This is a genomic window from Salinimicrobium sp. 3283s (assembly GCF_039602225.1).
Classification (GTDB): Bacteria; Bacteroidota; Bacteroidia; order Flavobacteriales; family Flavobacteriaceae; genus Salinimicrobium; species Salinimicrobium profundisediminis.
The window spans coordinates 2,751,991-2,767,346 of sequence record NZ_CP143631.1 but is presented as its reverse complement, the minus strand read 5'-3'; the positions used below and the strand labels follow the sequence as shown (position 1 = coordinate 2,767,346).

Here is a 15,356-nt window from a genome sequence, read left to right as displayed (position 1 = left end):
CAGCAAGGTGTCAAAAAGGGCATATTTGACCTGCAATTTTACCTCAGAATTTTATCAAAGTTTGGCCTGAAATAATTTGGTCCTTTGAGCACCTTCCCGTCTTCCCTGTAAATTGGTTTCCCATCTTCGCCAAGTTTGCTCATATTGCTGCGCTGTATCTCATCAAAAACTTCAGAAATTTTATGCTGCAGGCCGTGCTCTAAAATTGTACCGCACAAAATGTACAACATATCGCCCAGGGCATCTGCAATTTCGGGCAGGTCCCCATTTTTTGCTGCTTCCAGGTATTCTTCATTCTCCTCCTTCATCAATTCGTACCGCAATTGTGTTTTTCCGTCTTCGAGCCTTGCTGTGGGCTGCTGTTTCACTCCCAAACCAAAAGCTTCATGAAACTCCTGTACTGCTTTTAAGCTTTTTTTCATCCTAATGCTTTAAATTCGCATAAAATTAGAAAAATTAAGGCCCTATGGAAATGTTTAGCACAGGACAATGGATTTTTGCCGCATTGTTCTTCGTGGCCTTTGTGGGAGTGATCATCTTCAGCTATCGAAAAGACATCAAACTGCACCGCAAATACTATAAAGGCACAATCTTCATCTTACTTGGGTTTATTGCTTTTATCCTGCTCCTGTTTGTGCTTAAAAGCTTTTTAAAAGGATAATATTCAGCGTAAATTTCTCCGGGGCAAGCCCACGGAGCATTATATAGGAGAACACGTTTTCAGACTTTAAACATTTACTAACGAGGCAAGCCTCGGAGTATTTACCCCCTTAGAATAAAAAAACCGCCACTCTTTGCAGAATGACGGCTTGTATTAATTGGTGCTTCTAACTAGTTTTCCAGAGGAAGTACATCAAATTCTTCTGAATACTTAAGCATTTGCTCTTCAAAAGAAGTTGGCTGTACCACCTTAATAGCTGTGATCTCACCATTATCATCTGTCTCAGGAACAAGAATAGGATTCACAAATCCGCTATAAGCAGCAGATTTGAACTGTGCATTTCTTTCAAGAACTTCTGTGTGAATATCCTGATCTACTTTTACACCGTAATTCTCTACAAGGTCTTTTGCCGCCTGGTAATCTCCTTCAGATTTAATTCTTTGGGTCTCTTTTAGCAGTTGACCGAAAAGATCACGAAGTGCAACGTAGTCTGTAATATTGAAATAAGTTTTTCCATCTCTGGTTACCTTCTCAATAATGCCTTTTTCCTGGCCTTTTTCAAACACCCATGCACTCACCCACTGGCGGTTTCTCATGTGTGCCTCTTCAATATCGGCTCCCGGCTCAAGACGGATAAGCTGCGTTATTAATCCGTTTCTAATGTACCCGTCGTAGGCAGCTTTCCCCACTTTTTCATAATCATCAACCAACCCGAGTTCTTCCAGTTTTGGATCCATAAGGTAGTAAAGACCTACAAGGTCGGCACGGCCTTCTTCCAAAGTAGAAGCATAACTTTTTAGGGTTTCTTTGGTTTCTCCAACTCCAGGATTAAGTTGCCCTGAAGCATGACCTACCACTTCGTGAAGTGCGGTATGAAGTTTATCGGCAAGTTGCCCGTATTCTTTTTCAAGAGCGATCTCTTCTTCATCGTGAGCAAATTCTTCAAGCCTGCCAGTGCTGCCGGCATTGTTGTATGAGTTAATGATATTTCCAAGAGAGACAGATTTGCTACCGTGCTCTTTTCTTATCCAGTTAGAGTTAGGAAGGTTCACACCAATAGGAGTAGCCGGCGAAGCATCTCCTGCCTCTCCTGCAACAATTACTGTTTTGTAAGTAACCCCTACCACAGAATCTTTCTTGTGCTCTTCCATCAAAGGTGCATTGTCTTCAAACCACTGCACGTTTTCTTCAAGCACCTGCATCTTCTTGCTCATATCAAAATCTTTGATCTGCACAATAGTTTCATAAGAACCTGTGTAACCAAGCGGGTCGTTATAAACTTCGATAAAACTGTTGATGTAGTCAATATTTCCTTCGGTAGCTTCAACCCAGGCGATATTGTAGTCATCCCAGGTTTGAAGATCTCCGGTTGTATAATATTTTATTAACAGCCCAAGTGCATCTGCCTGCTGCTGATTTTCGGCAACTCCTTTTGCCTTTTCCAACCAAAAGATGATCTTGTCTATTGCAGGGCCATACATGCCGCCACTCTTGTAAACCTTTTCTACGATTTGCCCGTTTTCTTTTACAAGTTTTGAATTAAGACCAAACGCAAGAGGTTTATTTGGGTTTGGGGACTTTTTATTGGCGTAGAACTGCTCAACATCTTTTGCAGTAATGCCTTCACCATAAAAGTTAACCGCAGAACCTTCAACCAAACCTTTAGATTCATCAAGGTTCACCTTTTTAGCGTCTTTATCATTAAAGATCACTTCATACGCCTCTCCTGTTAGCTGAGTGTTGGTCTCACTAAGAAGGGTATCAAAATATTCTTTGCTGAATTCAGGTTTCAGCTTGTCCATTGAGTAATGGTGGTGAATCCCATTAGAGAACCACACCCTCTTAAGGTAGGTTTCAAAATTCTTCCAGTCATCGGTAGTTTTGTCTCCTTCGTAGCTGGTGTAGATATTCTCAAGGGCTTCCCTAATTTTAAGGTTGTGTTTATAGTTCTGGTCCCAAATAATATCTCTTCCGCTAAGACCGGCCTGTACAAGGTAATACACCAGTTTTTGTTCCTTTAGGCTAAGATCTTCCCAGCCGGGAATCTGGTACCGCAAGATCTTGATATCTGCAAATTCATCTACCTGATAATCAAAATCGTCGGTTTGATCAACTTCTCCCACAGCTGCAGGATTTTCCATCTTGGAATCTGCGCAGGAAAATAAAATTGTTGCCGCAAAAAACAGCATCAAATAAGCTTTAATTTTCATTTTTAAGAGTTTAATTATTAAAAGTGCTGGAAAAACTTTCAGGAAGGAAAGCAGTATAAATTTCCAACCTGCAGGACTTTCACCATTAGTTAACAAATGTAAGAATTAACATTTTCAAATTATTTATATTAGCATAATAAATACTATAAACCCGCCTCACATCATGAAGATCTTAAAGTACCTTCTTTTCCTGCTGTTAATCCTTTTTATCGCAGGCTCCATATACATAGCCACTCAAGATGGCCAATACAAAGTTGAGACCAGCAAGCTCATTAATGCGCCTGCGCCAATGCTATTTCGGGAGGTAGCTGATTATTCAAACTGGAAATCGTGGGAAGCCTGGAACCAAATTGAAGGAATGGACCTCAATGTTGCCGGAGCGACTTCTGAAAAAGACACAGCTATCTCGTGGGAGGCAGAGGGTATTAGAGATGGAAGTATAGTAACCACAGCAGCAATCCCTTATTCGAATATTGAACAAATACTGAAGACAAAAACTATTATTGGTGAAGCCGAAGGTAAAATCACCTGGACCTTCACTCCCGAAGACGAAGGTACACGCGTCACCTGGAAGCTGGAAGGCAATCAAAGCTTTAAGGAAAAGCTGGCCTTTACCGTACAGGATGAAGAACTCGCCGAAGTTTTTCTTCCCATCTTTGAACAGAGCATAGAGAACCTGGAACAGCATGTCACCAGAAAGATGGAAGCCTATTCCATTAATGTAGACGGGGTGACCGAACATGGGGGAGGATATTATATGTACACCACTACTGCCTCACGTATGGGTGAGGTTAATACACGTGCAGCCAGTATGATTGAACAGGTAAAACTCTACATGAACCAGAACAATATTTCAATAAGCGGGCAGCCTCTTATTATTTATAATCAGCGGGATGACCGCAATGGCACTACGATTTTTTCTGCTGGCGTTCCTACCCCAAGCCAGGTGATTACTCCTGCCGGAAGTGAGATCCTTAATGGCTATCTCGAGCCTCAAAAAGTGATTAAAACCACTCTTAATGGTCATCACAAAAATGCTTCCGAAGCCTGGGAGCTCACTTACCGCTATATTGAAGAAAACGGTTTAATTGTAAATGCACAAGGCCAACCTTTTGAGATGCTGATTACCGACCCTACTAAAATTGACAATCCGGCGCTCTGGGTCACAGAAATTTATATTCCGGTAGAATAATGAAACAGGTGCTACTGGTTTTTCTTGGCGGGGGATTTGGCAGTGCCCTTCGATTTCTAATTTCAAAAAACCTCAACTCAGTTTCTTCCATCCCGCTGGGCACGCTGCTGGTTAATTTCTTCGGAAGTCTTTTGATAGGGTTCATATTAGGATTGGGAATGAAACAGGAGGCCATTTCCCCCAACACAACTTTACTGCTCGCCACCGGATTCTGTGGCGGGTTCACCACCTTTTCGGCATTTAGCTTTGAAAACCAGGCTTTGCTGAAAGCAGGAGATTACATCAACTTTGGGATATATTCTGCCGGAAGTATCTTTCTGGGAATTGCTGCCGTTTTAATCGGAATCTGGTTATCTAAGCTAAGCTAGTGTTTCCCGTACTTCTTCACCCCTGCGGTTACAGGTATTCCCAGCTTGTTTTCGGCCGGCGGAATGGGGCAGGAATAGCCGCCGCTATAAGCACAATACGGATTGTAAGCTTTATTGAAATCCAGCTGAACCATCCTGTTGGCAGGGATCGTTAAGTCGAGATACCTTCCTCCTCCATAAGTAGTCACTCCGTTAGTAGGATCTGTAAAAGGCAAAAACAGGTAGTCTTTGTATTCTTCAGTTTGTGAGAGTGCCAGGCTCTGGTAAACATTCAGTTTAAATTCTTCTCCTTTAAGAGTAAAATACAATTCGCCATACTTCACATACATCTTCTTTTTTTCAGAAGTAGTGGGCATAGCAAACGGAACTTCCTGAGGAGTTCTCAAAAATTCAGCTTCAATCCTGAAGTTGGGATCAAACGGAAAAAATTCAAGAGCTTCAAATTTTTCCCGATCCTTTTCTGACAAAGGAGAAGTAGCCGCATCTTTAAATTCTGAATTGATCTCTTCCTGAAATGCAATAAATGCAGAGTCCTGCTGCCCAATGGCCACACCCGGGAACAACAGAAACAGAAAGATGCTTAAAAACCTCATTTTTGAGACTCTTCTTTAGAATCATAAAATTTCGAGGCGCCCAGGTAATTTTCAATGATCTGGTTGTATTCGGGGGTTAGGCGTAAGCCCAAAGTTCCTTCAATGTTATATAATCCCTGCATGTCTTTATAACCGTGCTTCAGCATTTCTTCAAGGTAGAAGTAGGCTGTGGAGAAATCATTGTCCTGCGCGCTTAGAGAAATGATATTTTTATAGGCGCCAATAGCTTTGGGATCAAAAATGGTTTGAATCATATTCGTTATAAGTTCACTCTCCAGGGGCACACGAGATTTACTCATGTCCTGGCGTTTAAGATGAATATATTCTTTTATAAAATCTTTTAACCGAAGTGCCATTTTTGCCTCGCCATCTTTTCTTTGGGCTAGGGAATCCAACTGATTTTTTTGATAATTCCACCAGCCGAGATTTTCAAAATTTGCGGTGCGAATATCCTCTTCCAGGTAATAAACAAAATCATCCAGCAGTCTCGATTCTTTTTGAAGAATGCTTACTTGCTGGCGTTTTTGCTGGTCGTAATTCCTGGAGCGCAACAACTGGTCCTGTTTTGACCTTATTTCGGCCATATTCACCAGCTTATCGTACTTTTCTTCCATCACCTCCAGAAGAACTTCGGCATTTATAAGTTGATTTTGGCTCATTAGCCTGTTTACGCGGGAAAGATCGTTACGGTACAACTGTTCAATGAGCTGATTGTCTAAAGGGCGATTCCCTTCGCGCATAGCTTCAAGCGTAAGAGAGCCCACCGCACTGGAAATAATCTCTGGAACAGGCCAGTCTTCCCCTCCGGAATAAGTATAGATCTGTGTGGGAAACCTGAGTTGGGAAAGAGCAGCTGCAGTGCTATTCATTGCCCGACCCGAAAATTGTTCATCTCCTACTATTCCAATAAAGAGGAAATTCTTTTTATTATCGAGCAGGTTAAAATTCACCCAGTGGTCTCCAACTGCCACAACACCAAGAAAATTATCAAAAATAAGAGGCAGCGAACTTGCCACCTTACCGCCGGTCATAGAACCTGCAGCGGCTATTTGCCGGGAATCTAAAGGTAAAATATTTGCGACTCCTTGTAACAACCTCGCGGCAATAACGGCATTTTCCTTTAATTCATTTTGTTCACTTATATTATTTGAAGAGACAAGGATGTACCCCTGCTCCTCGGCAGTAGACTGGAATAATTGTGCAGCAGCCTTACCTCTGCCCTCTCCGTCAAACAAAAAAAGTACCGGCCATAATTTGTTATTTTGATACGTTGTGGGAAGATAAAGGGCGTAACTTTCCTGGAGGGTGTCAGAGACCTTGAAGTCATCTACGACAATTCCCTTTTTTATCATCAATTCCTGGGCGGATACCTGCAGGCTCAGGAACAAAAAAAAGATTATTCTTTTCATGGAATTAAGGTAATAAAAATTCCAGCATCCACAGATGTATTTTCGGGTAAGGCATAAATTTCTCCGGGGCAAGCCCACGGAGCATTATATAGGAGAACACGTTTTCAGACTTTAACATTTACTAACGAGGCAAGCCTCGGAGTATTTACCCCCTTAGAATAAAAAAAGCCTTACTAAATAGCAAGGCTTAAGAATATAAATATCAAAAATTGAGACTAAGCTTGTCTCACGTTTACTGCATTTACACCTTTTCTACCTTCTTCAAGGTCGAAAGTTACTTCGTCATCCTGTCTAATCTCATCTACAAGACCATTAGCATGTACGAAATACTCATCATTTGACTCTTCGTCCTTAATAAATCCGTAACCTTTTGATTCGTTAAAGAACTTAACTGTACCTTTATTCATTATATAAATTTAAATTGGAGGCGAAGGTACAACTATAAAACCGATAACCTACTAAAAACCAATTTATTATTTATTTTATTCCATAAAGGCGATGTGAATCCCTTCTATCAGCATGTTAACGCCAATAATTGCAATGATAAGACCCATGATTTTCTCTACCACCACAATTTTGTTGGCTCCAATATAGCGCACAAGGTATTCACTTGAGAGAAATGCCAGGTGATTTAGCCACATTACCAGCGCAAACATCACCAGAATAATTCCTAATTGCAGGTAGGTGGCGGTAGTAGTAAAGTTCATTGCTGTTACAATAGTACCGGGACCGGCTAGGATAGGAATCCCAAGCGGTGAAATAGATATTTCTTCGTTGAAGTTTATTTCTGTCTGGTTGTCAATACTTGATACCTGCGCACGAATCATTTCAAAGCCTACAAAAAATACCAGGATGCCCCCGGTAATCTTAAAGGCAGGAATTGTAAGCCCGAAAAAATCGAAGATATATTTACCCAGGATTATAAATCCAGAGACAATAACAAAGGCTGTAAAAGTGGCCTTTTTAGAGATTTTCTTTTTGGTAGGCCTATCGGCCTGGCGGGTAAGGCTAAGAAATATAGGCACATTTCCTACAGGATTATTGATAGCAATAAACCCTGTAAACACCGCAATGGCAAATACCCAAATTCCTTCCATTTAATTAGTTTGGTGCTAAAGATTACACGCGACAAAAGTATCTAAAATAAACTTCATGCAAAAACAACCTTCCATCCATATTCATTTTATTTCAGAATAAGTTTTGAGACTTCTTTAACGAAGGCGCAGAAGCATTTTTTGTACATTTTCCAACCTGCGGGATGTGCAAAAATGAATAGCATGAAAAGTTACAATGAAAAAAGGGATTTCAGCAAGACCGGTGAGCCGCGGGATGTGCCATCTAAGAAGAAAAATGAGCAACCCATATTTGTAATTCAGAAGCACGATGCCACCAACCTTCATTACGACTTTAGGCTGGAGATTGACAACACCCTTAAATCATGGTCGGTACCCAAAGGCCCAAGCACAGATCCTTCAGTAAAGAGAATGGCGATCCCCACCGAAGATCATCCAATTGCCTATGCCGATTTTGAGGGAGTAATCCCAAAAGGAGAATATGGCGGGGGTACGGTAATGATTTGGGACACCGGCACCATTGAGAGCAATAAAAAGGATGAAGATGGTAAGCTTATTTCCCTGGAAGAAAGCTTTAATGCAGGCAGTATTGAGGTCACCCTTCACGGAAAAAAACTGAAAGGCGGATATAATCTTGTGGAAATGAAAGGCGGAAAGATGAAGGGAAACTGGCTGCTTATGAAGCAGGATGATTCCGAAGCCGATGCCCGCCGCAACCCTGTAAGCACTCAGTCTAAAAGCGTCACTTCAGGAAGGACACTGAAGCAAATAGCACAAGAAGAATCTAAAAATCTGTAGTGAATGACAGTTGCCGGGGTAGAGATTTCAAATTATGATAAGATCATTTTTCCGAAGAAAAAGATCAGCAAGGGAGACATGGTGACATATTATGAAAAAATTGCACCTCTCATGCTTCCTTATCTAAAGGACAGGCCGCTTACCCTGCATCGATTTCCAAACGGGATTGACAACAACGGATTCTATCAAAAAAGCATTTCAGATTATTTTCAAGATTTTATAAAGATTGTAGAAATTGAAACCGAAGAAGGATCAAACACACAAATTCTTTGCAATGACACCAAAACACTTGTGTACCTCGCCAACCAGGGCACCGTGGCATTTCATATATGGTTGAGCAAAAAGGACAAATTGCGGCAGCCCGATAAGGTCATCTTTGATCTGGATCCTTCCGATGATGATTTTGAAAAAATAAAGAAAGGGGCTAAGGCTCTGCGAGAAATTTTGAAAGAGAAAGACATAGACCCCTCCCTTATGACCAGCGGGAAAAGCGGCTTACATTTATACTACAAGATAAGAAGAGGAAAAGATTTTGACCAGGTAAAAGCAACTGCCCGCGAAATAGCAGAAGAAGCTGAACAGCGCCATCCCGATTTATTCACTACGGAAATAAGAAAAGAAAAGCGAGGATCAAAAATTTTTGTAGATTATCTGCGGAATGCATACGCCCAAACCGCTGTATGCCCTTTTTCTTTAAGAGCCACTGAAGATGCAGGCGTTGCGACACCAATTGAATGGCGGGAGCTCTCAAAGGCTAAAAGTGCTGCGGAATATACCATTGACAATATATTTAGAAGAACCGGACAACTAAACCAAAATAAAAATTAAGATCAAACAATTATGAAAGACATTAGCCCCGAAGAGGCAAATCGCGCTCTTAATGAGCAGGCAGAGAAAGTAGAACAAAAGGACCTTAAAAAGGTACTTGCAAAAGAGCAAAAAATTGAAGACAAATTCCGTAACAACGAATCGATGAGCGGATACCTGGCCAAGGCAAAAAGCATGTTTAGCCTGGTTCGGGATTACTGGAACGGCAATTACAGGGAAGTGCCCTGGAAAACTATTGCTGCAGTTGTGGGAGCTTTGCTCTACGTACTCATGCCCCTGGACCTCATCCCCGATTTTATTCCCGTCGCCGGTTTTCTTGATGATGCAGGAGTAATTGCGGCCTGCCTTGCACTGGTAAGTGATGATCTCGTGGATTACGAGAAGTGGAAACTTCACCAGGACAATTCCGCCAGTAACATTGAAGACGAGTCTCCAGCCTAACGCCCTGCGTTGTGAATAAAGACAAACTGGAGCGTATGCCATTGTACCGTAAGGCAATGGAAATTCTTGAAATTGTAGAGCGCATAATACAACTGGTTCCCGAAGAAGACGAATTCACTACTGCGGTAGCCCATAATATGTATACCGATGCTCTACAGCTCGCGCCTAAAATAGCCGGAGCAGAAGGTGTCGACCTCTATGACATAAAGATGGAGAATGCAGCGATCATTCGAAAATGCGCCCGCGAAATCTCTGTAGGTTGTAATGGGTTTGTCATGGAAGGTTTTAAGGAAGTTGAATATCTGGAAATGCTAAGAGGAGAGGTTGAAGAATTCCGGGTGCTTTTCGCAGAATGGGTAAAGAATTTTGACCAATGGAATTACATAATTGACCGCTGGGGATTATTTAATCCGCCGGGAGTGAATTATGATGATGTAGACCCAGATGACAATATTCCTTTTGATAACCCATTTGACGACGAAGAATAGCGCAAATTTTACTTCTGAAGATTTTAAGAGTTACAGAAAGGTATCTCAAAAATGGCATTTTTGAGATACCTTTTTTTTGGTTCAGGTTAATCAAGAAATAGTCATCTCTTCCTCTTAAGTCTGTTATTTTGAAAGATATCTATCTACCGACCAGCACCCACCTCCCCTTATCATGAGAAACAGGGAACCCAGCCACATCGCGAAATCGGTACGCATTTCGTGAGCCATACTCCAAAATCCGTAGGTTTTTAGATCCCGTAGTACAAAAGGTCCAAAGCTTTCCCCGAAGCCAATAGGTATTTTTGTCGTAATAATAGCAACAGTCATTATGAGTAAAGTAGTCAAAGCAGCCCCACACGTTAATAAGCCCATGAGAAGCAGGATGTCTGCAGCTACCTCCAAAAATCCAACCAGGTTCCCAAGGATCTCCGGTTCCGGAAAGCCTATTTTGGCGAATCGGCCCGGACCACGCATTTCAGGATAAAGGAATTTTTGAATGCCTTCAACAAAAAATACAGCACCTACCATGATCCTGATGAGAATAGTGGTGCTTTGAGCATCAGTGTGAAGAAACTTTTGTGAATTCATGTGAGTTGGCGTTTGTCCAAATAAAAGTACAAAATGGAAGAATACCCTACTTGAGTTTAGAAACTCGACAGGCTGATCAAAGACTTTCTTCGGAAATGAATAAAACCTAACAGGTCTTAGAGACCTGTTAGGTTTCGTAGAAATAAACAACAAAAAAACCTCACAGGTTTTTAAAACCAGTGAGGTTTGAATATAAATTTTCAACAGGCTCCCGGCGTCGCTGTCGCACATCGGCTCTCTGCTTACATATTTCTCCTGTACTGCCCTCCTACTTCAAATAAAGCTGTAGTGATCTGTCCTAACGAACAAACCTTTGTAGCTTCCATAAGCACCTCAAAAATATTCTCATTCTGAATGGCTGCATTTTTCACCTTTTCGAGGGTTTCGTGTTCCAGTTCCTTCTTCGCCTCATGCAGGTCCTGCAACGTTTGAATCTGACTCTGTTTTTCCTCTTCGGTGGCACGGATTACTTCCCCGGGAGTCACAGTTGGCGAACCTGTAGAGCTAAGGAAAGTATTTACTCCAATGATCGGGAAATCTCCATTGTGTTTCAGGGTTTCGTAGTAAAGACTCTCCTCCTGAATTTTACTCCGCTGGTACATAGTTTCCATTGCACCAAGAACTCCTCCTCTTTCGGTGATGCGGTCAAACTCCTGAAGTACTGCTTCTTCCACAAGATCGGTAAGTTCTTCTATTATAAATGCCCCCTGGATTGGATTCTCATTCTTTGTTAATCCCAATTCTTTATTGATGATCAATTGTATAGCCATCGCTCTTCTTACTGAAGCCTCTGTAGGCGTGGTAATAGCTTCATCGTAAGCATTAGTGTGCAAAGAATTACAGTTGTCATAAATTGCATAAAGCGCCTGAAGCGTGGTTCTTATGTCATTAAAATCAATTTCCTGTGCGTGCAGGGATCTTCCGGAAGTCTGGATGTGATACTTCAGCATCTGCGCCCGCGGATTGGCTCCGTATTTATACTTCAGTGCTTTTGACCAGATCTTTCTCGCTACCCTTCCAATCACCGCATATTCGGGATCAACTCCGTTAGAGAAAAAGAACGATAAATTCGGCCCGAATTTATTGATATCCATTCCCCTGCTCAGGTAATATTCTACATAGGTGAATCCGTTGGCAAGGGTAAGTGCCAGCTGCGTAATTGGGTTAGCGCCGGCTTCAGCGATGTGATAACCTGAAATAGAAACTGAATAGAAATTCCGCACATTTTCCTGAATAAAATATTCCTGCACGTCACCCATCAATCTCAAAGCGAATTCTGTTGAAAAGATACAGGTGTTCTGCGCCTGATCTTCCTTCAGGATATCTGCCTGTACAGTTCCCCGCACCTGGCTAAGGGTCCTTTTTTTAATATCTGCATAAACATCTGCCGGCAACACCTGGTCCCCGGTCACACCCAATAACATGAGTCCGAGCCCGTCATTTCCTTCCGGGAGTTCGCCTCTGTATTTTGGCTGCCCCATTCCTTTTTCAGCATAGATCTTATCGATCTTTTCCTGCACCTCTTTCTCAAGACCGTTCTCTTTGATGTATTTCTCACACTGCTGATCTATTGCAGCGTTCATAAAAAAACCGAGCAACATTGGCGCAGGGCCGTTAATGGTCATACTTACAGAAGTCATAGGGTCGGCAAGATCAAAGCCTGAATATAACTTCTTCGCATCATCGAGGCAGCAGATGGAAACTCCGGCATTCCCTATCTTTCCGTAGATATCAGGGCGATGGTCGGGATCGTTTCCATAGAGCGTGACCGAATCAAATGCCGTAGAAAGTCGCTTTGCCGGTAAGCCCATACTCACGTAATGGAATCGGCGGTTGGTACGTTCCGGCGAACCTTCTCCCGCAAACATCCTGGTAGGATCTTCCCCCTGTCTTTTAAAAGGATACAATCCGGCAGTATAAGGGAATTCTCCCGGCACATTTTCCTGCAGGCACCACCTTAAAATGTCACCCCAGGCCTGGTATTTTGGTAATGCAACCTTCGGGATCTGGGTATGGGAAAGGGACTCTGTATGGGTTTCGATCTTTATCTCCTTATCCCTTACCTTAAAGGAATAAATTGGATCTTTATATTTATTGACCTTCTCATCCCACCCGGTAATGATCTCCCAATTGTAAGGATCAAGATCCATTTTCACCCGGTCAAATTCCTTTTTCAGAAGGTTTGTAAGTTCAGAATTATCTGAAGTTGTGGCATCCTTCAGCTCATCTTCTTCGAATCCGTATTGATTTAGACCGACCTTAGTTCCGGTTACCGATTCAATGGTTTTATATATTCCGTAGAGCTTTTGAGCAACTTCAGCCTGTGAGGCCGCTTTTTCATCATAGCTGCGGTTATTTTCTGAAATTTCAGAAAGATATCGCGTCCTGTTTGGCGGGATCACAAAGATCTTTTCACTCATTTCCTTTGAGATGTTGAAAGTAGAACTAAACTTACTTCCAACTTTCTCATCGATCCTGTCCATGATCTGCTTGTAAAGCGTGTTCATACCGGGATCGTTGAATTGAGAAGCAATAGTTCCAAAAACAGGAAGACTATCAGGGTTTTCATGCCACAATCCGTGGTTGCGCTGATATTGTTTTTTCACATCGCGAAGGGCGTCTAAAGCACCACGTTTATCGAATTTGTTGATCGCTACAAGATCGGCAAAGTCGAGCATATCGATCTTTTCCAGCTGAGTAGCTGCCCCAAATTCGGGCGTCATCACATAAAGTGAAACATCAGAATGCTCCAGGATCTCTGTATCACTTTGCCCAATTCCCGAAGTTTCCAGAACAATAAGGTCATAACTCGCGGCTTTTAGCACCTCAATGGCTTCAGCAACATATTTTGACAGGGCAAGATTAGATTGACGGGTAGCCAAAGACCTCATATATACCCGCGGATTGTTGATCGCATTCATCCTGATACGGTCTCCTAAAAGGGCTCCGCCAGTTTTTCTTTTGGAAGGGTCTACAGAAATAATCCCTATGGTTTTTTCAGGAAAATCCATAAGGTAGCGCCGCACAAGCTCATCTACCAAAGAAGATTTTCCGGCGCCACCTGTTCCGGTAATTCCCAGCACGGGGATCTCTTTTTCTTTATTTTCAGAATGGATTCTATCAAGAGTTTCTTTGGCAACTTCAGGAAAATTCTCGGCAGCCGAAATCACCCTAGCAATAGCTCCCGGGGTTTTCTTCTCCAACTCTTCTACCTCCCCGTTGAGGCTGTCCCCCAGCGGGTAATCAGATTTTTTCACCAGGTCGTTGATCATTCCCTGCAGCCCAAGTTCGCGGCCGTCATCGGGAGAATATATCCTGGTGATGCCATATTCTTCAAGCTCTTTGATCTCTTCAGGCAGAATTACACCGCCGCCGCCGCCAAAGATCTTGATGTGCCCGGCCCCTTTTTCCTTAAGCAGATCGTGCATATATTTAAAGTATTCGGTATGCCCGCCCTGGTAGGAGGTCATGGCAATGGCATTGGCATCTTCCTGGATTGCACAATTCACCACCTCCTCCACACTGCGGTCATGCCCCAGGTGAATTACCTCTACTCCCGTAGACTGGATGATACGGCGCATAATATTTATGGCGGCATCATGCCCGTCAAAGAGCGAAGCTGCGGTTACAATTCTTACTTTATTATTAGGTTTATAAGGAGCTTGTTGTTCCATGTTCAATTTTATGATCTATTTAAGCATGCAATTTACGAAAATTGAAATAGTTGGTAACTAGATTTACAAATAGCACAAAGTCTACCTCGTATTAGTGCAAATGCTATGATTTATCTACTTTTAAAGGCCCAAATATAAGCCATGTCAAGTTTCATACTCTTAATTCATTGCCCCGATAAAGCCGGAATTATTTCAAAGGTCACCTCCTTCATTTTTAATCGTAAAGGAAACATAGTATACATTGATCAATATGTAGATGTAGAAAATTCAATATTTGTAATGAGGCTGGAATGTGAATTTTTAGATGCTACAAATATTGACTCGCTTAAGCAAGCATTTTCTGAAGAACTCGCAGTGCCATATCAAATGTTTTGGCGAATATATTCAGCAGAAGCTAAATTGAGAATGGGCATTTTTGTATCAAAATATGACCATTGCCTTTATGACCTTTTGGGAAGACACAAAGCCGGGGAACTTCCCGTAGATATTCCTTTGATCATTAGCAACCACGAATACTTGCGTTCTACAGCCGAAAAATTTGATATTCCTTTTTATCATGTCCCCGTTACCAAAAACAATAAACCCGAAGCTGAAAAAAGACATTTAGAATTGCTGCGACAGGAAAAAATAGACTTTTTTGTTCTGGCCAGATATATGCAAATTATTCCCGATGGGCTTATCGAAGCATATCCAAATCGCATTATCAATATCCACCACTCTTTCCTGCCGGCTTTTGCAGGGGCCAAACCTTATCATTCTGCTTATAAACGCGGAGTAAAAATCATTGGTGCTACTTCACATTACGTCACCGCCCAGTTAGATGAGGGGCCAATTATTGAACAGGATATTACCCGAATTTCTCACACCCATTCTATAAAAGATCTTATCCTTAAAGGCAGGGACCTGGAAAAAATAGTTCTGGCAAGGGCGATAAAATTACATATTGACCGAAAAACGCTCGTGTACAATAACAAGACCATAGTATTTATTTAATTAAGAGTAAAATTCGCCCGGAAAAAAGCGGGTTTTTTAA

15 protein-coding genes and 1 pseudogene are annotated in these 15,356 nt (G+C 42.0%); 8 read left to right on the top strand and 8 right to left on the bottom strand.

The window, feature by feature from the left end; all coding sequences use genetic code 11:
- Window positions 1–38: 38 nt before the first annotated feature.
- Window positions 39–422, bottom strand: a complete 384-nt coding sequence (locus tag VS868_RS12285; RefSeq protein ID WP_345597880.1) for a nucleoside triphosphate pyrophosphohydrolase family protein — start codon at window positions 420–422, stop codon at window positions 39–41.
- Between the two features lie 50 nt (window positions 423–472).
- Between VS868_RS12285 and VS868_RS12280 the strand changes: the two genes are divergently transcribed.
- On the top strand, window positions 473–661 hold the full coding sequence (locus VS868_RS12280; protein ID WP_266070770.1) for a hypothetical protein: 189 nt from the start codon (window positions 473–475) through the stop codon (window positions 659–661).
- A 170-nt stretch (window positions 662–831) separates the two neighbouring features.
- Here the strand turns inward: VS868_RS12280 and VS868_RS12275 are convergent, their stop codons facing one another.
- Window positions 832–2,871, bottom strand: a complete 2,040-nt coding sequence (locus tag VS868_RS12275) for a dihydrofolate reductase (RefSeq protein WP_345597878.1) — start codon at window positions 2,869–2,871, stop codon at window positions 832–834.
- Between the two features lie 163 nt (window positions 2,872–3,034).
- Between VS868_RS12275 and VS868_RS12270 the strand changes: the two genes are divergently transcribed.
- Together VS868_RS12270 and crcB are read left to right on the top strand one after the other, a co-directional pair.
- On the top strand, window positions 3,035–4,063 hold the full coding sequence (locus VS868_RS12270) for an SRPBCC family protein (RefSeq protein WP_345597876.1): 1,029 nt from the start codon (window positions 3,035–3,037) through the stop codon (window positions 4,061–4,063).
- Window positions 4,063–4,431: a fluoride efflux transporter CrcB gene (crcB, locus tag VS868_RS12265; RefSeq protein ID WP_266070738.1), complete on the top strand. Its 369-nt coding sequence runs from the start codon at window positions 4,063–4,065 to the stop codon at window positions 4,429–4,431. The genes VS868_RS12270 and crcB overlap by 1 nt, the downstream gene beginning before the upstream one ends.
- Here the strand turns inward: crcB and VS868_RS12260 are convergent.
- From VS868_RS12260 to VS868_RS12245, 4 genes are all read right to left on the bottom strand, one after another.
- Window positions 4,428–5,024 carry a DUF1684 domain-containing protein gene (locus tag VS868_RS12260; RefSeq protein WP_345597873.1) on the bottom strand — a complete coding sequence of 199 codons (597 nt, stop codon included), beginning with the start codon at window positions 5,022–5,024 and terminating at the stop codon, window positions 4,428–4,430. The genes crcB and VS868_RS12260 overlap by 4 nt on opposite strands.
- Window positions 5,021–6,433, bottom strand: a complete 1,413-nt coding sequence (locus VS868_RS12255) for a hypothetical protein (protein ID WP_345597871.1) — start codon at window positions 6,431–6,433, stop codon at window positions 5,021–5,023. Before VS868_RS12255 ends, VS868_RS12260 begins: the two co-directional genes overlap by 4 nt.
- A gap of 215 nt (window positions 6,434–6,648) precedes the next feature.
- A complete protein-coding gene (locus VS868_RS12250; RefSeq protein ID WP_029035283.1) occupies window positions 6,649–6,840 on the bottom strand; it encodes a cold shock domain-containing protein in 192 nt (63 codons plus the stop codon).
- Between the two features lie 75 nt (window positions 6,841–6,915).
- Complete coding sequence (locus VS868_RS12245) at window positions 6,916–7,530, bottom strand: MarC family protein (protein ID WP_266070741.1); 615 nt, start codon at window positions 7,528–7,530, stop codon at window positions 6,916–6,918.
- A 180-nt stretch (window positions 7,531–7,710) separates the two neighbouring features.
- Between VS868_RS12245 and VS868_RS12240 the strand changes: the two genes are divergently transcribed.
- The 4 genes and pseudogenes from VS868_RS12240 to VS868_RS12225 all read left to right on the top strand — a co-directional run bounded on the left by VS868_RS12240 (window position 7,711) and on the right by VS868_RS12225 (window position 10,061).
- Complete coding sequence (locus VS868_RS12240; RefSeq protein WP_345597866.1) at window positions 7,711–8,304, top strand: DNA polymerase ligase N-terminal domain-containing protein; 594 nt, start codon at window positions 7,711–7,713, stop codon at window positions 8,302–8,304.
- Between the two features lie 3 nt (window positions 8,305–8,307).
- Window positions 8,308–9,132 carry a non-homologous end-joining DNA ligase gene (gene ligD / locus VS868_RS12235; RefSeq protein WP_345597864.1) on the top strand — a complete coding sequence of 275 codons (825 nt, stop codon included), beginning with the start codon at window positions 8,308–8,310 and terminating at the stop codon, window positions 9,130–9,132.
- 222 nt (window positions 9,133–9,354) lie between these two features.
- Window positions 9,355–9,573, top strand: a pseudogene (locus tag VS868_RS12230) (YkvA family protein); the annotation flags it as partial.
- 11 nt (window positions 9,574–9,584) lie between these two features.
- Window positions 9,585–10,061 carry a hypothetical protein gene (locus VS868_RS12225; RefSeq protein WP_345597862.1) on the top strand — a complete coding sequence of 159 codons (477 nt, stop codon included), beginning with the start codon at window positions 9,585–9,587 and terminating at the stop codon, window positions 10,059–10,061.
- A 123-nt stretch (window positions 10,062–10,184) separates the two neighbouring features.
- Here the strand turns inward: VS868_RS12225 and VS868_RS12220 are convergent, their stop codons facing one another.
- Together VS868_RS12220 and VS868_RS12215 are read right to left on the bottom strand one after the other, a co-directional pair.
- Window positions 10,185–10,649, bottom strand: a complete 465-nt coding sequence (locus VS868_RS12220) for a DoxX family protein (RefSeq protein ID WP_345597860.1) — start codon at window positions 10,647–10,649, stop codon at window positions 10,185–10,187.
- 242 nt (window positions 10,650–10,891) lie between these two features.
- Window positions 10,892–14,323 carry a methylmalonyl-CoA mutase family protein gene (locus VS868_RS12215; protein WP_345597858.1) on the bottom strand — a complete coding sequence of 1,144 codons (3,432 nt, stop codon included), beginning with the start codon at window positions 14,321–14,323 and terminating at the stop codon, window positions 10,892–10,894.
- Between the two features lie 141 nt (window positions 14,324–14,464).
- On the opposite strand from VS868_RS12215, the gene purU reads away from it, so the two are divergent.
- Window positions 14,465–15,316, top strand: a complete 852-nt coding sequence (purU, locus tag VS868_RS12210; protein WP_345597856.1) for a formyltetrahydrofolate deformylase — start codon at window positions 14,465–14,467, stop codon at window positions 15,314–15,316.
- The last annotated feature ends 40 nt before the right edge of the window (window positions 15,317–15,356 follow it).